At 50.5% G+C, this 24488-nt stretch carries 24 protein-coding genes; 10 read left to right on the top strand and 14 right to left on the bottom strand.

All coding sequences use genetic code 11. The features are described from left to right. Positions 1-10 precede the first annotated feature (10 nt). From coaD to WH277_RS07620, 4 genes are all read right to left on the bottom strand, one after another. The gene (gene coaD / locus WH277_RS07635; protein WP_133846445.1) at positions 11-487 is read right to left on the bottom strand and encodes a pantetheine-phosphate adenylyltransferase; all 477 of its coding nucleotides are present in this window, start codon (positions 485-487) and stop codon (positions 11-13) included. Next, on the bottom strand, positions 484-1260 hold the full coding sequence (locus tag WH277_RS07630) for a glycosyltransferase family 2 protein (protein ID WP_339505164.1): 777 nt from the start codon (positions 1258-1260) through the stop codon (positions 484-486). Before WH277_RS07630 ends, coaD begins: the two co-directional genes overlap by 4 nt. Further along, entirely contained in the window at positions 1261-2535 is a 1275-nt protein-coding gene (gene waaA / locus WH277_RS07625) for a lipid IV(A) 3-deoxy-D-manno-octulosonic acid transferase (protein ID WP_133846492.1), read from the bottom strand. It lies immediately after the preceding gene. Positions 2536-2668: 133 nt separating this feature from the next. Continuing rightward, positions 2669-3667, bottom strand: coding sequence for a glycosyltransferase (locus WH277_RS07620; protein ID WP_159338308.1), 999 nt, complete (start codon positions 3665-3667; stop codon positions 2669-2671). 288 nt (positions 3668-3955) lie between these two features. Between WH277_RS07620 and WH277_RS07615 the strand changes: the two genes are divergently transcribed. Then, on the top strand, positions 3956-4978 hold the full coding sequence (locus WH277_RS07615; protein ID WP_339505189.1) for a glycosyltransferase family 9 protein: 1023 nt from the start codon (positions 3956-3958) through the stop codon (positions 4976-4978). On the opposite strand, the gene WH277_RS07610 is transcribed toward WH277_RS07615, so the two are convergent. From WH277_RS07610 to rfaQ, 3 genes are read right to left on the bottom strand one after another with little or no spacing between them, the layout of a single operon-like run. Further along, positions 4975-6072 (bottom strand): glycosyltransferase, encoded by a 1098-nt coding sequence (locus WH277_RS07610; RefSeq protein WP_133846442.1) that lies wholly within the window; start codon positions 6070-6072, stop codon positions 4975-4977. The two genes, WH277_RS07615 and WH277_RS07610, sit on opposite strands and share 4 nt — an antisense overlap. Positions 6073-6075: 3 nt before the next feature. Beyond that, the gene (locus tag WH277_RS07605; protein ID WP_133846441.1) at positions 6076-7203 is read right to left on the bottom strand and encodes a glycosyltransferase family 4 protein; all 1128 of its coding nucleotides are present in this window, start codon (positions 7201-7203) and stop codon (positions 6076-6078) included. Continuing rightward, positions 7200-8273, bottom strand: a complete 1074-nt coding sequence (gene rfaQ / locus WH277_RS07600; RefSeq protein ID WP_339505161.1) for a putative lipopolysaccharide heptosyltransferase III — start codon at positions 8271-8273, stop codon at positions 7200-7202. Before rfaQ ends, WH277_RS07605 begins: the two co-directional genes overlap by 4 nt. A gap of 161 nt (positions 8274-8434) precedes the next feature. Between rfaQ and WH277_RS07595 the strand changes: the two genes are divergently transcribed. Both WH277_RS07595 and WH277_RS07590 read left to right on the top strand, forming a co-directional pair. Then, on the top strand, positions 8435-9409 hold the full coding sequence (locus tag WH277_RS07595) for a deacetylase (RefSeq protein ID WP_133846439.1): 975 nt from the start codon (positions 8435-8437) through the stop codon (positions 9407-9409). After that, positions 9396-10466, top strand: a complete 1071-nt coding sequence (locus tag WH277_RS07590) for a glycosyltransferase family 9 protein (protein WP_339505158.1) — start codon at positions 9396-9398, stop codon at positions 10464-10466. The genes WH277_RS07595 and WH277_RS07590 overlap by 14 nt, the downstream gene beginning before the upstream one ends. Positions 10467-10507: 41 nt before the next feature. Here the strand turns inward: WH277_RS07590 and WH277_RS07585 are convergent, their stop codons facing one another. Continuing rightward, complete coding sequence (locus tag WH277_RS07585) at positions 10508-11644, bottom strand: O-antigen ligase family protein (RefSeq protein WP_339505156.1); 1137 nt, start codon at positions 11642-11644, stop codon at positions 10508-10510. A 16-nt stretch (positions 11645-11660) separates the two neighbouring features. Next, the gene (locus WH277_RS07580; RefSeq protein ID WP_339505154.1) at positions 11661-12482 is read right to left on the bottom strand and encodes a sugar glycosyltransferase; all 822 of its coding nucleotides are present in this window, start codon (positions 12480-12482) and stop codon (positions 11661-11663) included. A gap of 507 nt (positions 12483-12989) precedes the next feature. Here WH277_RS07580 and WH277_RS07575 point away from each other — a divergent pair. Continuing rightward, positions 12990-14072, top strand: a complete 1083-nt coding sequence (locus tag WH277_RS07575) for a glycosyltransferase family 9 protein (protein WP_159338316.1) — start codon at positions 12990-12992, stop codon at positions 14070-14072. Between the two features lie 45 nt (positions 14073-14117). Here WH277_RS07575 and rfaC read toward each other — a convergent pair whose 3' ends face one another. Genes rfaC through rfaD form a run of 3 tightly spaced genes read right to left on the bottom strand, consistent with a single transcriptional unit; the run spans position 14118 to position 17085 of the window. Then, a complete protein-coding gene (rfaC, locus tag WH277_RS07570) occupies positions 14118-15089 on the bottom strand; it encodes a lipopolysaccharide heptosyltransferase RfaC (RefSeq protein ID WP_133846434.1) in 972 nt (323 codons plus the stop codon). After that, entirely contained in the window at positions 15090-16136 is a 1047-nt protein-coding gene (gene rfaF / locus WH277_RS07565; protein ID WP_171149618.1) for an ADP-heptose--LPS heptosyltransferase RfaF, read from the bottom strand. A 16-nt stretch (positions 16137-16152) separates the two neighbouring features. Next, positions 16153-17085, bottom strand: a complete 933-nt coding sequence (rfaD, locus tag WH277_RS07560; RefSeq protein WP_133846432.1) for an ADP-glyceromanno-heptose 6-epimerase — start codon at positions 17083-17085, stop codon at positions 16153-16155. Positions 17086-17314: 229 nt separating this feature from the next. Here rfaD and WH277_RS07555 point away from each other — a divergent pair, with 229 nt between their 5' ends. Together WH277_RS07555 and tdh are read left to right on the top strand one after the other, a co-directional pair. Beyond that, positions 17315-18526, top strand: a complete 1212-nt coding sequence (locus WH277_RS07555; protein ID WP_159338318.1) for a glycine C-acetyltransferase — start codon at positions 17315-17317, stop codon at positions 18524-18526. After that, positions 18523-19551, top strand: a complete 1029-nt coding sequence (gene tdh, locus WH277_RS07550) for an L-threonine 3-dehydrogenase (protein ID WP_167864807.1) — start codon at positions 18523-18525, stop codon at positions 19549-19551. The genes WH277_RS07555 and tdh overlap by 4 nt, the downstream gene beginning before the upstream one ends. A 57-nt stretch (positions 19552-19608) precedes the next feature. Here tdh and WH277_RS07545 read toward each other — a convergent pair whose 3' ends face one another. Both WH277_RS07545 and envC read right to left on the bottom strand, forming a co-directional pair. Continuing rightward, a complete protein-coding gene (locus tag WH277_RS07545; protein ID WP_339505150.1) occupies positions 19609-20535 on the bottom strand; it encodes a divergent polysaccharide deacetylase family protein in 927 nt (308 codons plus the stop codon). A 2-nt stretch (positions 20536-20537) separates the two neighbouring features. Further along, positions 20538-21827, bottom strand: a complete 1290-nt coding sequence (gene envC, locus WH277_RS07540; protein WP_339505149.1) for a murein hydrolase activator EnvC — start codon at positions 21825-21827, stop codon at positions 20538-20540. 370 nt (positions 21828-22197) lie between these two features. Between envC and WH277_RS07535 the strand changes: the two genes are divergently transcribed. The 4 genes from WH277_RS07535 to gpsA all read left to right on the top strand — a co-directional run bounded on the left by WH277_RS07535 (position 22198) and on the right by gpsA (position 24462). Continuing rightward, positions 22198-22629 carry a rhodanese-like domain-containing protein gene (locus WH277_RS07535; protein ID WP_133846427.1) on the top strand — a complete coding sequence of 144 codons (432 nt, stop codon included), beginning with the start codon at positions 22198-22200 and terminating at the stop codon, positions 22627-22629. A gap of 17 nt (positions 22630-22646) precedes the next feature. Next, positions 22647-22898: a glutaredoxin 3 gene (gene grxC, locus WH277_RS07530; RefSeq protein ID WP_133846426.1), complete on the top strand. Its 252-nt coding sequence runs from the start codon at positions 22647-22649 to the stop codon at positions 22896-22898. An 83-nt stretch (positions 22899-22981) separates the two neighbouring features. Further along, positions 22982-23443 (top strand): protein-export chaperone SecB, encoded by a 462-nt coding sequence (gene secB / locus WH277_RS07525; RefSeq protein WP_133846425.1) that lies wholly within the window; start codon positions 22982-22984, stop codon positions 23441-23443. Next, positions 23443-24462 (top strand): NAD(P)H-dependent glycerol-3-phosphate dehydrogenase, encoded by a 1020-nt coding sequence (gpsA, locus tag WH277_RS07520; RefSeq protein WP_133846424.1) that lies wholly within the window; start codon positions 23443-23445, stop codon positions 24460-24462. The genes secB and gpsA overlap by 1 nt, the downstream gene beginning before the upstream one ends. Positions 24463-24488: the final 26 nt, after the last annotated feature.

Here is a 24488-nt window from a genome sequence, read left to right as displayed (position 1 = left end):
CCGCTCTTGATCAGAGTTTCGCTTTCAGTGCCTCATACACCGGGGCAGGCAGGAACGCCTGGACTTCCCCTCCGTGGCGCGCCACCTCTTTCATCAGGGATGAAGAGATAAAGGACCAGGCTTCGGAAGGCATCAAAAATACGCTTTCCAGCGTGGGCATCAGGTGACGGTTCATATGCGCCAGTTGCAGTTCGTATTCAAAATCAGACACCGCCCGCAGGCCACGTACCAGCACATTGGCCTGCTGCGCTTTGGCAAAGTTAGCCATCAAGTCACTGAATCCCACCACTTCAACATTCGGCAGATGTGCCACCACTTCGCTTGCCAGCGCGACGCGTTCCTCCAGTGAGAACATAGGCTTCTTACTCGGGCTTGCCGCCACCGCCAGTATGATGTGATCAAACATCAGCGCGGCGCGGGTCACGATATCGAGGTGCCCGTTGGTCATTGGATCAAAGGTACCGGGGTAGATGGCTTTGGTGCTCATAGTCTGCCGTTCCTGGATGCGTGATTAAGAGCCCAGAGGGCCGTGTATTTATTGAAAGTATATTGTGCATTGACCACGGCCAGCAGCCAGCCCTGTTTACCATCAAGAAAACCCGCACGCAGTACCAGTGTCTTCAGAAAAGCGCCGATGGTATGGCCAAAAATAGCCGCGATACCGCAGCGTTTGCCTTGCTGATGGCGTTGTTTCGCCCAGGCTTCCGCATAGGCGAATTGTTTCCACTGGAATGCAGAGAAGTCCCGACAGGTCAGATGCAGCAGATCGCCGCGTAACGGTGTGGCTTTCGTTTGCGCCGTTTCCAGCGATTCATGTACCTGGTTATCGTTGTATTGATATTGACGGGGGTACAGGCGGGTGACTCGGTCAGGATACCAACCACTGTGACGCATAAAACGCCCCAGGAACAGGTTGCGCCGTGCAATGCTGTACACTGTGGAAGATGGCGGCTGCTCCAGCATCTTTTCAATGGTTTGTTTTAGTTCAGGAGTGACGCGCTCATCGCTGTCGATCATCAAAATCATCGGATGGCTGGCATAGCTCTGTGCCAGCTGGCGCTGTTTACCATATCCATGCCACTCCTCAGAGTGAAAGACCTTTGCGCCATGGCGGCTCGCAATGTCCGGGGTACCATCGCTGCTACCTGAGTCGAGCAGGATGATCTCATCTGCCCAACTGATTGACTCAAGACATTCTGGCAGCAGGTCTGCCGCATCTTTGGCAATAATCACTACCGACAGTGTCTGGCGTGAACGCATTTAATGATTCCGCTGTGGCAGATGAGGTTCAAGTAAATGTAGCAGACGTTGTAATGCACCCTGATTCTGGTGGAGCACATCAACGGCATGACGGCCGTAGTAAAGGCGGTAATCTTCATCCGTCAGCAGGGTACCAATCTCTTTATCCAGCGAGTCGGCATCGGTCACGGTGATCATGCCATCGGCCTGCTGCAGGCGTGCACAGATATCTTTAAAGTTAAAGATATGTGGCCCCATCAACACCGGAATGGCATGCGCAGCCGGTTCCAGCGGATTGTGGCCACCACGCTCAACCAGACTGCCACCGACAAAGGCGAGGTCGGCAATACCGTACAACAGCATCAGTTCGCCCATCGTATCGCCAATGACGACCTGAGTACTGCCAGAGGGGATTTCACCGCTGCTGCGTAAGGTATAGCTGAACCCGGCTTTTTGGGTCAGTGCGCGTGCGGTATCGAAACGTTCCGGATGGCGTGGCACCAAAATCAGCAGCAGGCTGGGGAAACGTTCCAGTAGCTTACGGTGTGCTTCCAGAATGATGCTCTCTTCGCCTTCATGGGTACTGGTCGCAATCCAGACCGGACGACGGGGTGCCCACTGACGGCGCAAGGTGATAGCACGTGCCGCCAACTCAGGTGTGACAGAAATATCAAATTTCAGGCTACCGGTAACTGAAAGCTGTGAGCGCTTGACGCCCAGACCGATAAAACGCTCGCCATCTTCCTGATTCTGCGCGGCAATCAGTGTGATGCGTTGCAGCAGGCGTTTCATGAATTTGCCGATCTTTGCATAACCCTTTGCTGAACGTTCAGACAGGCGCGCATTGGCGATGACCAGAGGGATTTTACGGGCATGCAGTTGAGTGATCATATTGGGCCATAGTTCGGTTTCCATAATGATCACCAGTCGCGGACGAACGGTATCGAAGAAGCGATTCATTGCGCCGGGTAGGTCGTAGGGCAGGTAAACGTGATGAACATCTTTGCCAAATGCCGAACTGGCGCGCTCCGATCCCGTCGGGGTCATGGTGGTGACGACAATCGGCAGGTCGGGGTAGCGATGGCGCAACGCACGAACCAGAGGGATCGCCGCCAGTGTCTCACCGACCGATACGGAGTGCAGCAGAATACCCTCTGGCTTCACTTTCCCCGTGCAAAATCCATAACGTTCAGCCCAGCGTTTACGGTAGGCAGGAGCCTTTCGACCACGTAGCCAGAGGCGCAGCCAGATGAGAGGCTGAATGAGATACAGCAAGGCGGTATAAATGGTAATCATCACATTGTTTTCAGTTGAACAGAGACATATGCCCAGGGATAGCCGAAAAAAGAGAAACAATGCGGCATGTTAGCAGATAAGTGAGGCCTGCTCACACTACTTCATTGTAGGGAGCCTGCTGTCGTTAGCAGGCTTAACTTTTACGGAGGTTTTTGCGCCATAGCAGCAGGCGAGTCAGCCACAGGAGCAGTTGGTACCACTGCTTAATACCGCGTGCATTGCGTAGCATGCGGAGATGAGTCTGTGTACGCCAGATGTCGGCAATCATTGCCTGTTTTGCGGCCTGGTTTGGTTCACGCCGGATGGCATGACAAACACTTAGCGCTTCCCGGGTTATCTGCCAATGTAGAGGCCGATAAATTTTGACTTTGTCCTGATAGCGCTGATTAATTTTTTCCAGCAGATGGCAAATTTTCAAATAATGGCGTTGGTATATGACACCGGCTCTGCCAGTACGTCGGCGGTTGCTGACCGATTGCTGATGAATCAGATATCGGTACAGTGTCTTCTCGGTATAGCGCACGCGGCTTGCGTTCAACATAAATTCAGTCGTCCAGGGAATATCCTGGTGATGCAGTCCGGGGACAAACTGCAATCCGATTTGCCTGATTAATGATGATCGGTATATCCCTAGCCATACCACGTGAAGATAGCGGCGGGTTTTTAAAGCCCGGTTTAGCCACTCGCCACCATCCATGACATGGGTTGAGCGCAGCCGGTTCAGTGGGATAACGACCCGGCCTGTATCGGTAGGCGAGCTGACACGACAGGCATTGCACTGCACGGCATCAAGATCGTCAGAGAGTGCCAGCCTCATCAGGGTGCTGTAAAGTTCAGGGTCAAGAATATCGTCAGCGTCGGGAAAGGTGACATATTTTCCCTTCGCTATTTGCAACCCGGCGTTGCGAGCTCGTGAAACGCCGCCATTAGCTTGATGTATGACGTAGATATTCTCTGCTTGCATGGCATAAGCCTGTGCGCGAGCTCCTGAACCATCGGTCGAGCCATCATTCACCAAAATAATTTCCAGATCCTGCAATGTTTGCCCGAGCAATGAGGTCATAAAGGGATCAAATAACGGCCCCGCATTGTAGAGGGGAATAACAACGCTCAGCAATGGAGCGGTAGGCATAAGCAGAGTCCTTTCATTATAAAAACCTCATTCCGCTGAAATTTCAATTAGTTAGTAAATGCTAAATGATTTAGTGGATTTTTTTTAGCTTTAAGTGTGCAATTCATCACGTAATGTTGTCAGAGCAGGTCAGGGAGTCGTGGTTTCACCGGCAAAAGGTAGCCGACCCCACAGGTAAGGATGTGGGAGGAGATCGTTTCTAACGGAAGAGGAAGGGTTTCAGGCGAGTGACGTCCTGCAGGACAGAACTCCATAGACTTATGCACACAGTTTGTTAGCAGGTTGGTAATGAAGAATATTTTAATTATACGCCGTGACAATATTGGCGATCTGGTTTGTACCACCCCTTTGATTGAAGGGGTTAAAACGGCATATCCTGATGCGAATGTTTATTTGCTAATCAACACTGTCAGCCATGATGTGGTCAAAAACAATCCGCATATTACACGTACTTTTGTCTACCGTAAGGCCAAGCATGCCTCCGGTAATCGCGCCAAGTTAAGTGTTTATTTTGATCGTTTTAAGATGTTCATCCAGCTACGCCGCATTCATTTTGACGTGACTATCCTTGCTAATCCTGTGCCCTGTAAATACAGTCTGCGTCTGGCGAAAATGGCCGGAGCGAAGCATATTATCGGTGCCAAAACTGGCGATAAAAGTATCAGCGTACCGTTTGAACGCTCTGATTTCTTGGGTGAACATCAGGTTGAGCGAACATTCAGTTATCTGTCTGCAATAACGCAACAAAAGTTGGCTATTCCACCCGTAAGTATCTGGTTGACTGCACAGGAACGCCAGCAGGCCGGGCGACGTATCGAACAGTTACAGCCGGGAAAAAATATTGGTTTGGCCGTGCATATCAGTAGCCGCAGTGAAAAACGCCGCTGGCCGCTGGAGCGCTATGTGGAGACGATCCAGCGTTATTTGCAGGAAAACAGTGGCAGCGTAATGATCTTCTGGTCTCCACAGGGCACGTTGGCACCGGATGATGTTGGCGATCAGCATCGCGCCGAGCAGGTGCTTGCCGCGTGTCAAAGCCCGCGTGTATCACTCTATCCCACCGCCTCTGTTCGCGAGTTGGTTGCGGCTTACGAAAGATGCGAACTGGTATTATGCAGTGATGGCGGGCAGATGCATCTTGCCGCGGCGATGAATAAAAAACAGGTAGTCCTGTTTGGTGACACTGACCAAAAGTCCTGGCATCCCTGGTCTGGTCAGTACCAAATCTTACAGACGCCGTCCGGAGATTGTGTCGATGTCACTGTCGATGATGTTTGGCAGAGTCTTGTCAGATTGAATGCAACAGACTAATCCTTAAGCGAAAGATACTGCTGGCATATGGGCTGCAAATCGTAGCTCATTAACTGCTGGTGATCGATCGTCGGGGGAGACTGCCAGACCAACGCCATCTTTTCAGCTAGCGATTGACTACTGAGTTCGGCCAGCATGTCCCCCATGCCTGCCCTTTCCAGTATTTCGGCGGGGCCGCCGGGACAACGTGTGCTGACGACGGGTGTACCGCAGAGTAAGGCTTCAACCAGAACGTTGCCAAAGCCTTCACTGTCCGAGCTGAGAACCAAGACTTTTGCGTGTTTGATTAACGGGTAGGGGTTAGCCTGGAAGCCGGCGAAAATAACGCGATCGGCGATGCCAAGTTGTTGCGCCTGCTGTTTAACGCGGTTAATCCGTTGCTCATCCCCCGTTCCCGCCAGCACTAATTTTGCCGCTATGCCAGATGCGGCAAAGGCTTCCAGCAATCGGTCGTGACGTTTATGCGGATGAAAACGGCCGACATGAACCAGATAGGCTTCCCCGGCTGGCACAAAGGGTTCAGCGGCCTGGGCAAGGATGGTGTTGATATCAAAAGGATTATTAATCACCGCCAGACGACGTGGTGTGATCGCCAGTTTTTGCGTCAAATCTTCCGCTACTGCTTGTGAAACAGCAACGATGTTTGCGTTCTGATAGACCTTGCCTATTTTCTGTTTTTTCAGCCAGCGTCCCAAGCCACGGCGGTGCCCCAGATAGGACGTGGAGAGAATACCGTGAATACAGAACCATAATTTCTCAGCAGGCAGCCTCTTGCAGCGAGCGACAATGCGATCGGTTTTATGCAGATGAGAGAAAATGAGATCGTAACGTCCGCCCTGTTTTTCGTTGTCCTCAACAGCCCTGTCAAGCGCCACAGCGCGGCGTTTCAGTTCGGTGATTTTACGCCAGGGAGCACGGCTAGGGCTTTCGATAACCTGATAGTCAATATCGGCAGGAAGTGCATAATTGCAGACATCCCGCAGGGAAAACAGGCTGACCTGATGCCCCATTTTCTGCATACCTTCGCACAGTGTCAGGACAACTTTCTCTGCACCGCCGCCGGGCAACCCATCAATAATCATCAAGATACGCATCGATTAGTCCAGAATCTGTTGGTAGAGAGAGATCAGCTGTTGTGATAAGCGCTGAGGGGAAGAATCCATCACGCGTTCACGCGCATGAATTGCCATATCGCTGCCGATGGCCTGTTCAGGAAGTGCCATGATGGCATCGCGCAACGCGATAATATCCAGCGCGTCACAGACATACCCATTTTCTCCCGCCTGAATAAATTCACTGCCACCGCAGGTGGTGGAGGTGATCACCGGTAAGCCGCAGGCCATGGCCTCCAGTATCACGTTGGGGAAGGGGTCATACAGTGTTGGCAGTAACAGTCCGTCCGCCGCCTGATACCAGGGGCGCGTATCTGCCTGCATGCCGGCGAATATCACCCGATCGCTACAACCCAACTCGCTGGCCAGGGCACGGTATTGCTTTTCAGCCTTATCTTTACCCACCACCACCAGATAACGATTGGTACCGGCAATGGCCTGAATGGCGGCAGCCAGTCCTTTGCGTTCAAAACCAGAACCGACATAGATTAATATGCTGGCGTTCAGCGGCAGAGCCAGTTTCTGACGTTGTTGCAGACGCTCTGCCTCATCGACAGGAACAAACTGAGTGGTATTGATTGCATTATAGATAACATGAATTTTGTCACTGGCAACGCCAAAGCGTTCGATGATTTCCTGCTTCACCATGTGGGCATTGCAGATCACCGCCTTCAATTCCGGTGCCTGGTACATGGCGCGTTCGGCATCCATCACATAACGATGATAGCGATTGCTCATCAGCAATTTCTGTCGCCAGCTGGGGAGCAGGCGCGAGCGTAGCTCCAACCAGCGCTGGTGTACGCCATCGCCAGCGCGATAAATATCGCAGCCGGCGATGCGTTCATGGCTCTGCACAATATCAAATTTTTCCCGCTGCCAGAGTGCGCGTGCGGCAACCGCGAAGCCGCGCTCACGGCTGATGCGCCCCCATTTTACCGGGTCACACAGATGGAGATGCCAGTTTGCCTGACGCTCACCCTGCCACTGGCGCGTAATGACGTTGAGATCCATGGCTTGCTGATCGAGGGCTTCCAGCGCCCGCGAAATAAAACGTTCGGCGCCACCGTCAGGACGATATTTCTGGCGAACTATCGCCAGTCGAATGGGCTTCATGCTAATAACCTCCGGGCGGCTGCCAATACGGTTTCAACCGGAATGGCATCCAGATAGCGTTCGGCAGTTTTCGTGTCGACAGCATCAGGGTCCGGTAGCGGAGCAAAGTCACCCGCCCAGATCACTTCCCCGTTCACCTGCCACGGACGCCAGAAAATCAGTTTTGACGGGCCAAACAGCGCCACGCAAGGGGTTTGCAGTGCCGCGGCCATATGCATCGGTACCGAGTCCACACCAATAAACAGTTCGGCTTCATCGATCAGCGCTGCCAGCTCATTCAGCGTAAGCTGACCCGCCAGGGAATAAACGTTGTCACGGGTTGTGAGGTTACCCAGGATATTGTCGACCATAGCCAGTTCTTTGCGGTCTGGCCCGGAGGTCAGGACAATGTTATGTCCCTCATCCTGAAGTGACTGAATGACGGCCGCCATTTTGGTTTCACTCCAGCATTTGAAAAACCAGCGTGAGGTTGGTTGGATGACAATATACTTCGACACGTCAGCCAATTGCAGTTGTACCGCCTGCCGGTCGCTGTTTGTGTAATGCATACCGACAGTGCTTTCTATGTTAGGTAACTGCAGGGGGGTAAGCAGTGACAGATTCTGTTCAACGGTATGCAATTTAATGTGGGTGTCTGTCGAGACTAAATGCGTATGGCAGTGCTGCCAGAGAGCACCACGACGTTTGGGGAAATCAAAACCTAGTCGTACTGGCGCACGGGTCAGCCGAGTTATTATCGCGCTTCGCCACTGATCGGCAAGATTCACAACAATATCATAACGACGTTTCCTTAGTGTCCTGAGCAGTTTCCACTCCTGACGAAGCTGAAAGCGAACACCCTGTTTTTTCCACGTGCGGTCAATGGCGTAAATTTTGTCAATATCCGGGTGACATGCGAGCATGGCGCGTGTCTCTTCATACAATAATACATCGATGCTGGCATCAGGCCAGGCCGCTTTCAGTGAGCGGATAACCGGAGTGGTTAAAAGCATATCGCCGTGATGACGAAACTTGATCACCAGGATGCGGGCAGCTTGATGAGGGGAAAGCGGCAGGGCCGGGTTTTTCATACGTGATCGCTGTTGAGTAAGCCAGTTGCTGATTCTAAAGCAGTCACTGGGACGTGGCTAGCATCGCCAGGTGCAAGCTGATCATCTGAGAGAATAACTTTGCGCAATGGGCCATCGCTACGTAACATTGGGGGCATAGAAATCTTACCGCAGGAAGGAAAATGGGTCAGCCCGCGTTTATCATCACCATCGATACTGAAGGCGATAACCTTTGGCAAAATCATGACCGCATCGTGACGGAAAATACGCGCTTTTTGCCACGATTTCAGCAACTTTGCGAGAAGTATTCTTTCAAGCCCACTTGGTTGACTAACTATGAAATGGCGATCGATCCTGCTTATGTTGAATTCGCCCTTGATGTGATTGCCCGAAACAGCGGCGAAATTGGCATGCATCTGCATGCATGGAATAGTCCCCCGCTGTATGATCTGACGGGCGATGACTGGCGACATAAACCCTACCTGATTGAGTATCCCTCAGATAACATCCGGGATAAAGTCAGCTACATGACTCAACTTCTGGAAGAGACTTTGCAGGTCAAAATGCGTAGCCACCGTGCGGGCCGATGGGCATTCAATGAATATTACGCGCAGCTGTTAATTGAGCAAGGCTATCAGGTGGATTGCTCAGTGACGCCACGGGTGAACTGGCAATTTTCGCCGGGTTCACCGCAGGGTAATGGCGGGACTAATTACCAGCACTTTCCGGACCGAGCTTACTTTGTTGATGAAAGGGATATTTCTAAGCCTGGTCATTCGTCGTTGCTGGAAGTGCCAATGAGCATCCAGTATAAGCATTCCCCGATCATGAATGCAGCCAAACAGGGTTATGATCGCCTACGTGGAAAACAGCGCAGCCCTTCCGTCCACTGGCTACGCCCGATGGGCGGTAACGTGGCGCAAATGATTCATGTTGCTGAAAAAACACTGGCCGGCGGCAGTGATTATGTTGAATTTATGCTGCACTCATCCGAGTTTATGCCTGGAGGAAGTCCCACGTTTAAAACTGAAGCCGATATTGATGCTCTGTATAACGACCTGGAGCAGCTTTTTGAATATTTGAAAACCCGGACTCAGGGGATGACTCTGACCGAGTATTATCAGCACACACTGAGCAAGGATCATGAAAAAAAATAAAATAAAGTGGATTAGCAGGGCGCTGACGCTATACACTTTTTTTTCGCGCCATCTGAAAAAAAATAAAACACTCAATGCTGAGAAAGAGTTTCAGCGGATCGCTATCTACTCAACGACAGCGTTGGGGGATCTCATGTTCAACACCCCAGCGATTGATGCGTTGAAGCGTCGCTATCCGCGGGCTTCTTTTGTTTTGGTTTCCAGTGAGAAAAATTATACTCTGGTGGCAGGAAGTCCATGGTTTGACGATGTTTTTTATTGGGATAATAAAATTCGTAATGCACATCGGCTGATTAAATCATTACGCAGATTTAAGCCACAGTTGACGGTAATTTTACATTCCCATATGCCTTACGACATATTCTGTGCCGTAGTTTCTAATAGTGAATACATAATTCGTGATAATTACCGCATTGACAGTCCATTAATGAATAGTTGGTTAAATGCTTACTCAAAATCGGAAGGTCAGCATTTAATTCAGCGTAAGCTTGATCTGTTAGGTATTTTGGGGTGTGACACTCATAACCCCTTAATGCACATTCCTGTTTCTTATATCGCCTCGAATCAATCTAATGCCATCATCCGTGTGGGTTTCCAGATGGGAGCTTCGGAAGCAAAGCGTTGTTGGCCAGTAGCGCGATTTGCTGAACTGGCAGCTCAATTATGCAGTGAGGGTGGCTATCAGGTCGTACTGATTGGTGGTCCGAAAGATCAGCATCTGGTTGATGAATTTAATCAGTCGTTAGCCGATGAATGGCTTTCTCACACAGAAAACCAAGTGGGTAAAACGTCTTTGACAGGATTGCTGACGGTGATTGATGGGCTGGATGTGCTAGTAACGGGAGATACGGGACCGCTTCATCTCGCCATCGCACTTCAGACACCCACCGTGAGTCTGTATGCGGACGCAGAGCCAAAATACACTGGCCCTTATCAGGATAAATCGCACCACAGTGTTCTAAAGATCGCGAATAAGCTATCAGGAAGCAGGCAGCCGCTGGAACAGATAAATGCAGAGACAGTAAAACAAGAAGTTGTGCGGCTTACCACCCAGTAACAGGCACACTGGTGTGATACCAGTGTGCTAGATAATATCAATTAATGGCGTTTAGGTTGTGCCATCACCAGCGCCAATGGTAGCCAGAACATTACCCATGGAACACTTGGATTACTGAGCAAAAACATCCCCTGAGTTGCATAAAACATCAGACCAAACAAAAACATGGATGCTTCAAGTGCCTGATTGGCTTTTATCAGCAGCCATCCCATATAGCAGCCATAAACAATCACCGCCAGCAGCAGCAGTCCTCCAACGATGCCGCCTTTCAACAACGTCGCGAAATAGAGACTGTGTGTAGTATGTACTCGTTGTCCAATGGCATTAACGAAATCTAACTCTTGACTGAAACCCCAACCAAACCACGGTTTTTGTTGTATATAGCTCAGTGCATTTTCCCAGATGCCAAAACGGGTAAAGCTTTGTGAGTAGCTCTTATCTATTCGCGCTGACAGTACGTCGTAGCCATTGCTGAACACCATAGCTAACGCGAGAATCACTAAAATCGCGCCAATGATCAGCCAGTCTTTCCGCTGCAGATGCTTAAGTAGCAGCACTAACGGTGCCAGGGCAACTACCAATGAGAACAAAGGGCCGCGACTTTGCGTTAGTAGCATGGCGACAAAAAGCAGGGCAATGGGTAAATAAAGCCATTTTTTACCGGTTTCACGTAGTAAAATTAATCCGCAAAAGATGCCGATGCCGTAATAACCAGCCATATCAATGACGTTTTCAGGGGCCAGTGAGAAGCCATTTTCCAGACGACTCCGCAAAAGTGTTTGCTTATCGACATAAATTAAAGTCAGTAAACATAAAATAACGATGGATGAAAAAATCGCAGCGAGTATAACGTTTTTTTTGTCATGAAAAGTGGTTATGGAAAAAATAATAATAAAGAAAATGATATAAACACTGTGGGTTATTTCTGAAATAACAGAGCCAGAGTTTTCGCTCCATAGTCCACTTAAGGAAAAGTAAAGTAAGAGGGTAGATATAAATATCAGGCCAGTGTTGAATTTGGTTTTATTAAATATGGCGTCGCGAGTGTTTTTATTTAAAAATAAAAAAAACACACTCAAAATTAAAGCAATGTGAAAGGTGTTGTTAACTTTACTCAATCCACCCACGAGCGGAAGGAAAAAAAGAAATGCTGCATAAAATAATGTCATTGATTTCATGTTGAATTCATTGTGCTTACTGAACATCATGAGGTCTTACCTTTTTAAAAATACTGCTATCTAATGCGCTATTTAATGAGAGGTTCAATACTTCGACAGAACGCTCTTTTAAAACATGACTGGCATGTCTAAAAGCAGGCTCTATCAAACCCGCAAACTGCTGATCAAGTTCGCTAGGGGATTTATCATTTTCATTTTCATAAAAACGAGGCTGTTGGAAATTATTCATATCCAGACCTGCAATAATTATCCTGCTAAATCCCATGAACTGAATTATCTGTAATGCCCAATGCACTACTGTGCCAGCATCAAAAATGCCTTTTCTAATATCCTCAAAAAAAGCAATTTTATTATCTGCCTCACTAAAATGAACACTTTTTTCATGCTGGTAGTGTTGATGGATATCCTGTGTCAGGACTTTTGGCTGGAAATTTTTAAAGCAAGCATCTTCAATTATTGCAATCTGACAACGAATAGCAGAATGGCCGAAGTAATCAATGATTTTTACAACGCCACTTACTGTAGTGAAAAACAGTATTTCTGAATCATTAACCATTTCTTTGACCATGCTTTGTCTCTGGTCAATGAACGTCATATCAACAATCACGAAGAATTTGAAGTCAGCTTTATCACGTAAAAACCATGAGCCATTCACACCCATCGCTGGCAGATGCTGTAGTGGGCCAAAGTCAGTGTCATTGACTGACGGGCCAGAGGCGACAACCAGCAGATCTCCAGAATATTTTTTATGAAGTTTGGAGAGGTTGACTACGGGAATGGAATGCCCCCGCAGAGTCATACTGCTGATATGGCCTTCACTGGCGCGTGTAATTTTCACATATGGCCAGAGATTCTCATTATGCCGATAGCTACGTGGATGAGTGTAACGATAAATTTGTTTAAAAAAAGTTCGCATTTGTACTGCAGTGTCCTCACACGTTTTGCTACTTCGAAGTGAAGTGATAAACGTCTTGGTGGGTTTAGGCTCGCATCCTCAAAAAGAGGTACAAAACAAGGCTGCCATACTCTGTGTTGCTGTGGGTAAGATAAGTCCCATCCTGCCCATTTTACATTGCCTCCATCAAGTATCCATAAGAGTTGTTTAAAAAATCATATCTGTACGAACATAGCGATGATCGACGGCTTCAGGTCAGGTTGTCAGCTGCCTGCCTGTGGCTGCCTTTTTGCAGGGGGGCGGTAATAAAAATGAAGTGTATTAGCATTTTTTTAACTTTTATTGACTTCAATTTGCACATTTTACTATGTATTATAGGACATTATTGCCCACACAATGGGCTGGAAACTAACACTAATAAATGGTGTGGTAACAAGAGAGGATTGGAGATTGTCTTTTCTGAAAAGTATGAGTTTATCTAAAAAAATAGTACGTAAAAAAAATGAACTCTTTAGGATGATAAAGCTCAACTTCTTATTAACGCGTTATAAAATAAGAAAAAATGCGAATAATTTAGACTATAATAATATTGATAAAGTCCTGTTACTGCGCCTGGATGATAAGATTGGCGATATGGTCGTGGCTACGGGTGTAATCAAAAGCCTCTTCGATAGAAATATTAAAGTGTATCTGCTTACTGGCCCACTTTGTGCCAATCTTCTGGCTGACTCTGAGTATGTGGAAAAAATATTTATTTATCAACGTCGTCATTCTCTAAACTACCTTACCCAGGAGTGTTTTGACGTTGTTATTGACTTCGATGATGTCGTGACTTATGAACGCTGTAATCTTATTCATAAGATTTCAGCAAAAAATACCATCGGATTTAACAAGAAAAATGTGCCTGTTTATAATCAATCCATAGAATTTTTTGATGAAAATCAGCATGTAACTGAAAGACACGCTCGCGTTTTGCAACTTTTTGGTGTAACGGGAAACGACTATGGCTATTATGTTCCCATTAGCCAGGGTTCGATTGCCCGTGTTGAAGCATTGCTATGTTCATTGAACTATCGGCGGTTGATCGCCATTAATCCTCTTACCGGTTCGGATGATAAAGATTTATCCTCTGAACAGGTCCAGCAACTCGTTGATCATATAAAAAATCAATACCCAGATGATCAGGTTATTCTTATCGGCATAGATAAAAAAATCTCTTCGCTAGAGATTAACGATATCATCTATGTGAAAGAAAGTACGGTTAATACTGCAGCGGAAATTATCAGAAGAGCCGATGTTATCATCTCTCCCGACACATCTATTGTTCATATGTGCAGAGCATTTAATAAACCACTTTTGGCTATTTATAATAAAAGAAAGTTGAAAGATACTGGAATGGTTGGGTATAAAATATGGGCGCCAAATTATCCAAGTGCTTTTCAATTGGTTATTGAACAAGAGTATATTAGTCAACTACCTTTTGATATGCTTAAGGATGAATTCGATAGAGTATTAAAAAATATAACAGCATAGCCATCGGATTGATTCCATTTCCTACACTGAAATCAATCCGAGAGGTTAGTTAGCCAAATATATTTCTATTTTTTTCATGACGTCATGCGCACTGATGGCTGCCATCTCTTTTGATTCTGTAGGGCGTAGCGCAACCTGATTCTTCCCATATCCGCCAATCAACCCCGGATCGGTCGGGCCGTAAAGAGTAATGTTCGGACGGTCGAGCGCGGCAGTTAAGTGACTTAACCCGGTATCCACCGACACCACGGCACGAGCGCCGGCAAGCGTGCGGGCGACCTGTTCCAGCGTCAGCTTTGGCAGCACCTCGACAAAATCGAAGCCCTCTGCCAGCCGCAACGCGCGCTGATGCTCATGCTCTGCACCCCAGGGTAATTTAATCGTTAAACCTGAAGGCTGCATTAACTCGATCAGTTCGCGCCAGTGCGCTTCCGGCCAGTGCTTATTGTCGCGCGTGGTGGCGTGCAAAAACACCAGATACTGATTCGCATCGGCGGGGAGTGCCTGAGTAAAGTGCTGGGCGATAGCGTAATCGCCGATGGTTGTCGGGAGCGCATACCCCAGGCTTTTCGCAAACAGCTCGCGGGTGCGCTGAACGGCGTGCTGCTGTTTGCTGATTTCATGGCGTTTGTCATACCACCAACTGGCAAACGGCTCACGCGCGCTGCGGCTGTCCTGCCCATGTTTAACACCTTTCGCCAGACGTGTTACCAGCGCTGCGCTCTTAATCAGCCCTTGTGCATCAATGATCGCATCGTATTCGCGCGACTGAAGTGCACGTTTAAACACCACGCGTTCTTCGCGCGCCTGGCTGCCAAACCAGTGTTTGCGCCAGCGGCGGATGGCCACCGGTAATACCCGATCCACGGCCGGGTGCCAGGAAGGGATCTGAGCAAAACCCTCTTCCACTACCCAGTCAAAGCGAATCTCAGGGATAGCGCGCATGGCATCAGTCAGAGCAGGTAATGCGTGCAGTACATCCCCCATTGAGGATGTTTTAATAATCAAAACCCGCATTCAGACTCCATGCCGTGGGCAAAGCGTTGCCAGCTCAGTCATGACCCGCTCTGGCGTAATATCAATCAGGCTTTGGTGGTAACCTTCATCGGCATCACCTTTGCGAACTTTATGGTAACCCGTAATTAAACGGATCACGCGGGCTTTGCGGGACAGTGGCGGGGTAAAGTCCGGGCTGCTTGGCCCGTAGAGGGCGACCAGCGGGCGATCCAGAGCGGCAGCAATATGCATCAGGCCTGAATCGTTACTGACCACGGCATCACAGGCCGCCAGCAAAATGACGGCTTGTTCCAGCTGGGTTTCTCCGGCCAGGTTACGGCAGTGCTGGCGTGCATCTTCTGCCAGAGCCGCCAGAATCTGCTGCCCGGTTTCATTGTCTTTGGCGGAACCAAACAGGACCACCTGGTAGCCCTTGTCGATCAGGCGTTGTGCCAGGGTAGCATAGTGGTAATGTGGCCAGCGCTTAGCAGGGCCAAATTCCGCGCCAGGGCAGAACCCAATCATTGGGCGCCCGGAAGCAAGACCAAAGGCGCTGACGGTCGCCTGTTTTTCCGCTTCCTGCACCGCTAACTGCGGCCATAACAGTGGCTGTGGCAGATCGTCGGCGTGGTGGATACGTGCTTTATCGTACGCCAGCGCCACATAGCGCTGGACCATCAGTGGGAATGCGGTTTTATCCAGTCGACGCAGATCGTTCAGCAACCCGTAACGCATCTCACCGCGCCAGCCTGTGCGGCGTGGGATAGCGGCAAAAAACGGAACGAGAGCGGATTTAAACGAGTTAGGCAGCACAAAGGCGCGGTCATAGCCGCTTGCCTTCAGCATTTTTCCCAGGCGGCGGCGTTCGGCTATCTCCAGAGCACCGTGGCCCAGTGGCATCGCCAGCGCCTCATTCACTTCCGGCATCCGTGACAATAACGGACGGCACCATGCAGGTGCCATCACATCAATGACGGCATCGGGGTGCTCGGCTTTGAGGCTGCGATAGAGACTTTGCGACATCATCATATCGCCGACCCACGATGGGCCGATAACCAGAATTTTCATTCCCGAACAGTGCCTCTTACGCTTTACGGTTCAGCCAGGCCATATACTCTGCCACACCTTCAGCCACCGTTTTGAAAGGCTTGTCATACCCGGCGGCACGCAGTTTGGTCTGGTCTGCCAGGGTGAATGCCTGGTAGCGACCTTTTAGTTTTTCCGGGAATGGGATGTACTCAACTTCACCGTCTTTGTGATATTTCAGCGCCGCATCAGCGACTTCCTGGAATGATTCGGCACGGCCAGTACCGCAGTTAAAGATGCCGGACACGGCATTTTCCCAGAACCACAGGTTAACCGAGGCGACGTCTTCTACATAAATGAAGTCACGCTTGAAGTTGTCGCTGCCCTCAAACAGTTTCGGGTTTTCACCGTTGTTCAACTGGGTGTTGAGGTGGAAAGCTACGCTTGCCATGCTGCCTTTATGCCCTTCGCGTGGGCCATAGACGTTGAAATAGCGGAAACCACAGACCTGAGACTGTGCTTCAGGCAGGATCTCGCGCACGTAATGGTCAAACAGCATTTTGGAGTAGCCGTAAACGTTCAGTGGCTCTTCGAACTGGCGTTCTTCAATAAAGTCGGCATTACGGCCGCCGTAGGTGGCAGCAGAAGAGGCGTACAGGAAGGGAACCTGATGTTCCAGACACCAGTGCAGCAGCTCTTTGGAGTATTGATAGTTATTATCCATCATGTACTTGCCATCCCACTCAGTTGTGGAAGAGCATGCGCCTTCATGGAATACCGCTTCAACATCACCGAAATCTTCATCCGCCAGGATGGAGATCAAGAAGTCTTCTTTGTCCATATAGTCGGCAATGTTCAGATCGGCCAGGTTGGCGAATTTGGTGCCGTCTTTCAGATTGTCTACCACCAGAATATCGGTGTGACCCTTATCATTCAGTGCCTTGATGATGTTGCTGCCAATCATTCCAGCGCCGCCAGTGACGATAATCATGAGCTTTAACCCTAAATGGTGGGGTGGAACAGGGGGTTCCACTCGCTAATGGCCCATATCATAACATCTCATCGCGAAGTCGACAGCCAGAGGCGGGGGGGGAGAGGGCGTGTCGGGGGTGTTTTCCGTGATTTATGTGGCAAAAAGCAGATTATTCCGCGTATATGAACAGCCATGTGCTTCACTTTCAGTTATCTGTATCGCAAAAAATCTAACTGGGAGGATAAAGGTGAATCAGAAATTCTATCAGCAGATTAATGAGCAACTTATCAGCGCTGAAAGTGAGGGACTGTTTAAACGGGAGCGGCAAATCGTCAGCGCGCAGCAGGCGGCCATTATGCTGGCTGATGGCAGTGAAGTGCTGAACTTTTGCGCCAATAACTACCTGGGGCTGGCGAATCATCCCGCTCTGATTGCTGCCGCAAAAGCAGGTATGGACAGTCATGGGTTCGGTATGGCCTCCGTGCGCTTTATTTGTGGCACCCAGGACAGCCACCGGCAGCTGGAAGGGGCGCTGGCAGAGTTTCTCGGGATGGATGATGCCATTCTCTACTCTTCCTGCTTTGATGCCAACGGCGGTCTGTTTGAAACGCTGTTGGGGCCTGAAGATGCGGTGATTTCTGATGCGTTAAATCATGCCTCGATTATTGACGGTATTCGCCTGTGTAAAGCCCGGCGTTACCGTTATGCCAATAATGATATGACTGAACTGGCAGCCTGTTTGGAGCAGGCCCGTTCTGAAGGTGCCCGCCATATTCTGATCGCCACCGATGGTGTGTTTTCTATGGATGGGGTGATCGCAAACCTGGCAGGTATTTGCGATTTGGCAGATCGTTATCAGGCGCTGGTGATGGTTGATGACTCTCATGCTGTCGGATTTGTCGGGCACCTTGGACGAGGAAGTCATGAACACTGTGGCGTGATGGGGCGGGTTGATATTATTACCGGCACGTTAGGCAAAGCACTGGGTGGGGCTTCCGGTGGGTATACCGCCGCGAAAAAAGAGGTGGTTGAATGGCTGCGGCAGCGCTCGCGGCCTTATCTGTTTTCAAACTCACTGGCACCGTCCATTGTGGCGGCTTCCCGGCAGGTACTGACGATGCTGGCTGACGGACAGGGACTGCGTCAGCGGTTGTGGGAAAACGTCAGCTATTTTCGTACAGCTTTGAGCGCAGCAGGTTTTACGCTGGCCGGGGCCGACCACGCGATTATTCCGGTGATGCTGGGCGATGCGCGGCTGGCACAGACGTTTGCCGCCCGATTACAGCAGGAGGGGATTTATGTCACGGGTTTCTGTTATCCCGTTGTGCCTAAAGGTCAGGCACGCATTCGCACGCAAATCTCTGCGGCTCATACCCCGGCTCAGTTAGAACGTGCGGTCGCAGCCTTCCGCCGGGTGGGCCAGGAACTGCGTGTGATCCCCCAGGGAGAAACACCATGAAAGCATTAGCAAAACTGCACCCCCGGCCCGGCATCTGGATGATCGACGATGCGCCAATCCCGGAACCCGGCCATAACGATGTGCTGATCAAAATCCGCAAAACGGCGATCTGTGGCACCGATGTCCATATTTACAACTGGGATGCGTGGTCGCAAAAAACCATCCCGGTACCGATGATCACCGGCCATGAGTACGTGGGAGATGTGGTGGCCATTGGGCAGGAAGTCGCAGGTTTTAGCATCGGCGATCGTGTCTCCGGCGAGGGGCACATCACCTGCGGGCATTGCCGTAACTGCCGCGGTGGACGTACGCATCTGTGTCGGAATGCCGTAGGCGTGGGTGTTAACCGTCAGGGATGTTTTGCCGAGTATCTGGTGATCCCGGCGGTCAATGCGTTCAAAATTCCCGATAATATCTCTGATGATATGGCCGCTATTTTTGACCCCTTTGGCAATGCTGTGCACACCGCGCTGTCATTCGATCTGGTTGGTGAGGATGTGCTGATTACCGGTGCTGGACCGATTGGCATCATGGCTGCGGCTATCTGCCGTCATGTTGGGGCGCGTTATGTGGTGATCACTGATGTGAATGAGTACCGTCTGGCACTGGCGCGTCAGATGGGAGTTACGCGAGCGGTGAATGTCAGCGAGGAAAACCTGTCGCAGGTGATGAATGATCTGGGGATGACGGAAGGATTCGATGTTGGCCTGGAAATGTCCGGTGTTCCTGCGGCGTTCAGTTCCATGCTGGAGGTGATGAATCACGGTGGGCGTATTGCCATGTTGGGTATTCCGCCGTCGTCAATGTCTATTGACTGGAATCAGGTGATTTTCAAGGGGCTGTTTATCAAAGGGATCTATGGGCGGGAGATGTTTGAAACCTGGTATAAAATGGCGGCATTGCTACAGTCTGGCCTGGACCTGACACCCGTGATCACCCACCACTATCCTGTTGAAGACTTTCAGCAGGGATTTGATGAGATGCGTAGTGGGCACTCCGGAAAGGTGATCCTGAACTGGTCGTAACTATTTTGGTGCGGGCAGACCTCAACAGAAGGTCTGCCCCTGTATGTGACTCCAGACTTATCTACTGAACTTCACTGACAGTTTATTCTTCAAATCCTGCCATAACGGACTGTTGCTGATGCTTTCGCTCACGACTTCCAGCGCCCGCGTTGCCGGTACTGGCACCACTTTCACACGACAAATACCCTCAGGGTGGAATGGGTTACGTGGCATGGATGGCTGAGATTTGCTGTCTGGTGGCAATGGCTTATTGTTCACGCGCTGCGGTTCGTTGAGCAACTGGCTCGGGCGCACCAGGGTGATATCAGCGGGCAAAGTGGGCAGCATCTGCTGTAATACCCTGACGGTTGCCGGATGGGGATGGCCAATCGCAATCGCTGAGCCATCACGCTGGGCCAGCCGCACTGCGCGGGTAAACTGTTTACGAATATCAGCTTCATTCTGGGTATCGTCCAAAAATACCCGGCGCTTGATCACTTTCACGCTGGTACCCGCTGCGGCGCGGGTCGACTGACTGTTACCGATGGTCATGCTGTCAAGGAAGTAGAAATTATAGTGATCGAGCACCTGCATCACTTTCTGCATCCCTGGCAGGCTGGAGGTCATCGCGCTGCCCATATGGTTGTTGAGACCAACGGCAAACGGGACATCCGCAGCGGCTTCACGGATAATGCGTGCGATCTCTTCCGCCGACATATCCGGACGCAGCGTATCTTTTTCCAGCGGCTGTTTACTGAGGGGAGCCATCGGCAGGTGGATCAGTACCTCGTGGCCACGCTGGTGGGCTTTGGTGGCCATTTCGCGTGCATGGGGTGCATTAGGCAGCACGGCGACTGAAATAGCCGCAGGCATCTGCAATACCTGATTTTCCTGAGCGGGCCGATAGCCAAAGTCATCAATGACAATCGAAAGCTTACCGGCGTAGACCGGACTGGATAACAGCAGTGCGACCAGCAGGCCGCTGAGTTTTCGAGGTTGAAACAAAACTATCTTCCTAACCACGGTTGTGGATTGACTGCTCGTCCCTGACGGCGGATTTCAAAATAGAGCGACGGCGTACCGCGGCCACCGCTGGTGCCGACCAGCGCGATAGGCTGACCTGCACGCACCTGGGTTCCGACGGTGACCAGCGCACTCTGATTGTAGCCATATAAACTCATGTCGCCTTTACCGTGCTCAACCACGACCACCAGGCCGTAGCCCTGAAGCCAGTCAGCCATTAATACACGGCCATCGGCAATCGCTTTGACTTCGGTGCCTTCAGGCGCATCAATCACCAGTCCTTTCCAGCGCAACTCACCCTGCAGCTGTTCGCCAAACCGGTGTTCAATATTGCCCCGTACCGGCCAAACGGCCCGCCCTGCGGGCTGACCCAGACCGCCAGTGCGCGACATCAGTGAGCGTTCACTGTCGGTCGGTTTGTAGGTGCTGCCTTTGCTTTTCGCCTGTGCTTCTCGCTGACGAACTTTTTCTGCCTCACGGGCTTCACGCTCTGCCCGGGCTTTGGCTTCCTGCTCGGCTTTGGCGATTTTGTCGCGCAGGCGGCTTTCGTTCTGCCGTAACTCAACGAGCTGTGCCTGATCTTTCTCCAGCGAAGATTCCAGCGTTGTCAGGGTTTTCTTGCGCGCCTGGCGAGCGCCTTCAAGCTTTTGCTGCTGGCTTTGTTGCTGGTCTAACAGTGATTTTTGCTGAGCTTGTTTATCGATCAGGCTGGTTTTTTGCGCCGACAGGTCGTTGCGGGTCTGCTTCAGCGCTTCGATTGATTTTTGCCGGGCGTCGTTGAGATAACCAAAGTAGGCCAGCATACGTTCACTGCGCTGGCTCTCTTCGCCACTCAGAACAAGCTGTAATCCGTTATGCTGCCCCTGACGAAATGCCGCATCCAGCTGTTGCGCAAGGATCTCTTCCTGCTGCTTTTGCTGTTGCTGAAGTTTGCTAATCGAGGCGGTGAGGCTGGTGATGTCTTTATTGAGCGTGGTCAGGCTGCCCTGCGTTTCACGCAGTTGACGGCTGGCCTGTGCAATAATTTTTTCCTGACTTTGTAGCTGGTCGAGCAACTGATTTCGTTGCTGTTTCTGCAACTGCACGCTTTTCTCTTTAGCGGCAATATCTTGTTGAATGGTTTGCAGTTGTGATTTGTTATCTTCGGCGGCCAGCGCGGAAAAAGAGAACAACAATGCGCCGGTGCAAAGCGCACTGACGGTCAGGGCGGACAAGCTTGCGCGTAACGGCTGAACAACAGCCGATGAATGACGCGGGGTCCTTGGATGTAACACTGTCGCTTTTTACCTCATATACGTGGATTATTCCACGATGAACAGCAGCTTACCAGCCATCTCTGAGTGGTTTTCTATTTCTGTCAGTAACAGGCCCGACCTTCTGCCTGTGGGAATAATTGCCCAGAAGCGGCTGAAACGAGCGCATAACGCAGCGCGACAGAAATCCCCATTGCGCAACATTTCACCGCTTAACTTCGCCGCAGTGTCATCACAGGATAGCCGTTTTCACTTAAGGCAACTTTTTTTTGTAAACTGGCGCAGAAATCATAACTCTGAAGGCCTTCTCGACTGTACATGACACTCCTGGCAGGTATACTCAGAAGCCTTATTTTTAGCTTATTAACCCTTTCGGGAGTTGTTACCCCTCATGCAAGATATTATGCAGTTCGCAGGCAATCACACAATTTTAGGTCTGGCGTGGGTTGTTTTGCTGGTTCTGGTGATCGTGACCACCGTTAAGGGCATGTTCTCCAAAGTAAAAGTGATTAGTCGTGGTGAAGCAACCCGTTTAATTAACAAAGAAGAAGCCGTGGTAGTGGACGTGCGTGGGCGCGATGATTACCGCAAGGGCCATATTTCTAACGCGATGAATGTACTGGCTGCAGATATTAAAAAAAGCAGCTTCGGCGAGCTTGAAAAATATAAAGCACAGCCAGTGATCGTCGTGTGTGCAACCGGGACTTCTGCATCTGAATCAGCCACCAAGCTGAATGCAGCAGGCTTCGAGCGGGTCTACGTGCTGAAAGATGGCGTGTCCGGCTGGAGTGGCGATAACCTGCCGCTGGTTCGCGGTAAATAAACTACAGGAGTTCTGGCATGACAAACGTTGAGATCTACACCAAAGCAACCTGTCCTTTCTGCCATCGTGCTAAAGCACTGCTGAGTCAGAAAGGGGTGACTTTTAAGGAAATCCCAATTGATGGGGATGCTTCCCTGCGTGAAGAAATGATAAAACGTAGCGGCCGGACGACTGTTCCACAGATTTTTATTGGTGCACAGCACATCGGCGGCTGCGACGATCTCTTTGCACTTGAAAGTCGTGACGGCCTTAGCCCGTTGTTAAAATAAGGAAAGGCTGCGCATTATGGCGCATATTGCCTGACTATTGCTGCAGCACAGTAACGGATTATTAACCTATAGGATTACGTACCATGTCAGAACAGAACAACACCGAGATGTCTTTCCAGATCCAACGTATCTACACTAAAGATATCTCTTTTGAAGCGCCAAACGCACCGCAGGTTTTCCAGAAAGAATGGGAACCGGAAGTTAAACTGGATCTCGACACTGCCTCCAGCCAACTGGCTGACGATGTGTATGAAGTCGTGCTGCGCGTGACGGTTACCGCAACTGTTGGCGAAGATTCCGCGTTCCTGTGCGAAGTACAGCAGGCAGGTATCTTCTCTATCGGTGGTATCGAAGGAAACCAGATGGCACATTGCCTGGGTGCATACTGCCCGAACATTCTGTTCCCGTATGCGCGTGAGTGCATCACCAGCCTGGTATCACGTGGCACCTTCCCGCAGCTGAATCTTGCTCCGGTTAACTTTGACGCGCTGTTTATGAACTACCTGCAGCAGTCAGAAGGTGCAGCGCCTCAGCAGGATGCTTAATGGATAGCCCTCATGCATCCATGAGCGTAATCGGTGCCGGCTCGTACGGCACCGCTTTGGCGATTACGATGGCCCGTAACGGCCACGAAGTGGTGTTGTGGGGCCATAATCCCCAGCATCAGGCGCAGTTGCAGGCTGACCGTTGTAATACCGCTTTCCTTCCTGATGTTCCTTTCCCGGATACCCTTCGCCTCGAAACCGACCTTGCCGCAGCAATATCCGCCAGCCGCGATCTGTTGGTAGTGGTTCCCAGCCATGTGTTTGGCGATGTGCTCAAGCAGATCAAGCCACACCTGCGTGCGGATTCTCGCCTGGTCTGGGCGACGAAAGGTCTGGAGAAAGAAACCGGGCGGTTGCTGCAAGATGTGGCGCGTGAGATCCTGGGCGATACCATTCCACTGGCTGTCATTTCAGGCCCGACTTTCGCCAAAGAGCTGGCAGCAGGTCTGCCTACGGCGATTGCACTGGCGGCAACAGACGTCGTGTTTGCTGATGATTTGCAGCAGCTATTGCACTGTGGCAAAAGCTTCCGCGTATATAATAATCCTGATTTTATCGGCGTGCAGCTGGGCGGAGCCGTGAAAAACGTCATCGCTATCGGTGCTGGCATGTCGGACGGTATTGGTTTTGGTGCCAATGCGCGTACCGCGTTGATTACCCGAGGCCTTGCTGAAATGAGCCGCCTGGGTGCTGCACTGGGTGCCGATCCCACCACCTTTATGGGCATGGCCGGGCTGGGCGATCTGGTGCTGACTTGTACCGATAACCAGTCGCGTAACCGTCGTTTTGGCATGATGCTGGGGCAGGGTGCTGATGTTGAAGGTGCACAGCAAACTATCGGCCAGGTCGTGGAAGGTTTCCGCAATACCAAAGAAGTGAAGGCGTTGGCCGCGCGTTATGGCGTGGAGATGCCGATCACCGAGCAAATTTATCAGGTGCTCTATTGCGGAAAAGATGCGCGCGAGGCAGCATTAAATCTGCTCGGCCGCACAAGGAAGGACGAAAACAGCGGGAGCTGAACTGAGCGTGTTGTAGCCTGTGGCGT

Origin of the sequence: Erwinia sp. MYb416 (assembly GCF_037479575.1) — a bacterium.
Classification (GTDB): Bacteria; Pseudomonadota; Gammaproteobacteria; order Enterobacterales; family Enterobacteriaceae; genus Erwinia; species Erwinia rhapontici.
This window is presented reverse-complemented; position numbering and strand designations above follow the sequence as displayed.

What these genes read in the sequence shown, in the direction of transcription:
- coaD (WP_133846445.1), bottom strand. Translation starts at nt 487, where the DNA reads ATGAGCACCAAAGCCATCTACCCCGGTACCTTTGATCCAATGACCAAC.
- WH277_RS07630 (WP_339505164.1), bottom strand. Translation starts at nt 1,260, where the DNA reads ATGCGTTCACGCCAGACACTGTCGGTAGTGATTATTGCCAAAGATGCG.
- waaA (WP_133846492.1), bottom strand. Translation starts at nt 2,535, where the DNA reads ATGATTACCATTTATACCGCCTTGCTGTATCTCATTCAGCCTCTCATC.
- WH277_RS07620 (WP_159338308.1), bottom strand. Translation starts at nt 3,667, where the DNA reads ATGCCTACCGCTCCATTGCTGAGCGTTGTTATTCCCCTCTACAATGCG.
- WH277_RS07615 (WP_339505189.1), top strand. Translation starts at nt 3,956, where the DNA reads ATGAAGAATATTTTAATTATACGCCGTGACAATATTGGCGATCTGGTT.
- WH277_RS07610 (WP_133846442.1), bottom strand. Translation starts at nt 6,072, where the DNA reads ATGCGTATCTTGATGATTATTGATGGGTTGCCCGGCGGCGGTGCAGAG.
- WH277_RS07605 (WP_133846441.1), bottom strand. Translation starts at nt 7,203, where the DNA reads ATGAAGCCCATTCGACTGGCGATAGTTCGCCAGAAATATCGTCCTGAC.
- rfaQ (WP_339505161.1), bottom strand. Translation starts at nt 8,273, where the DNA reads ATGAAAAACCCGGCCCTGCCGCTTTCCCCTCATCAAGCTGCCCGCATC.
- WH277_RS07595 (WP_133846439.1), top strand. Translation starts at nt 8,435, where the DNA reads ATGGGTCAGCCCGCGTTTATCATCACCATCGATACTGAAGGCGATAAC.
- WH277_RS07590 (WP_339505158.1), top strand. Translation starts at nt 9,396, where the DNA reads ATGAAAAAAAATAAAATAAAGTGGATTAGCAGGGCGCTGACGCTATAC.
- WH277_RS07585 (WP_339505156.1), bottom strand. Translation starts at nt 11,644, where the DNA reads ATGAAATCAATGACATTATTTTATGCAGCATTTCTTTTTTTCCTTCCG.
- rfaC (WP_133846434.1), bottom strand. Translation starts at nt 15,089, where the DNA reads ATGCGGGTTTTGATTATTAAAACATCCTCAATGGGGGATGTACTGCAC.
- rfaF (WP_171149618.1), bottom strand. Translation starts at nt 16,136, where the DNA reads ATGAAAATTCTGGTTATCGGCCCATCGTGGGTCGGCGATATGATGATG.
- rfaD (WP_133846432.1), bottom strand. Translation starts at nt 17,085, where the DNA reads ATGATTATCGTCACTGGCGGCGCTGGAATGATTGGCAGCAACATCATC.
- tdh (WP_167864807.1), top strand. Translation starts at nt 18,523, where the DNA reads ATGAAAGCATTAGCAAAACTGCACCCCCGGCCCGGCATCTGGATGATC.
- WH277_RS07535 (WP_133846427.1), top strand. Translation starts at nt 22,198, where the DNA reads ATGCAAGATATTATGCAGTTCGCAGGCAATCACACAATTTTAGGTCTG.
- grxC (WP_133846426.1), top strand. Translation starts at nt 22,647, where the DNA reads ATGACAAACGTTGAGATCTACACCAAAGCAACCTGTCCTTTCTGCCAT.
- secB (WP_133846425.1), top strand. Translation starts at nt 22,982, where the DNA reads ATGTCAGAACAGAACAACACCGAGATGTCTTTCCAGATCCAACGTATC.
- gpsA (WP_133846424.1), top strand. Translation starts at nt 23,443, where the DNA reads ATGGATAGCCCTCATGCATCCATGAGCGTAATCGGTGCCGGCTCGTAC.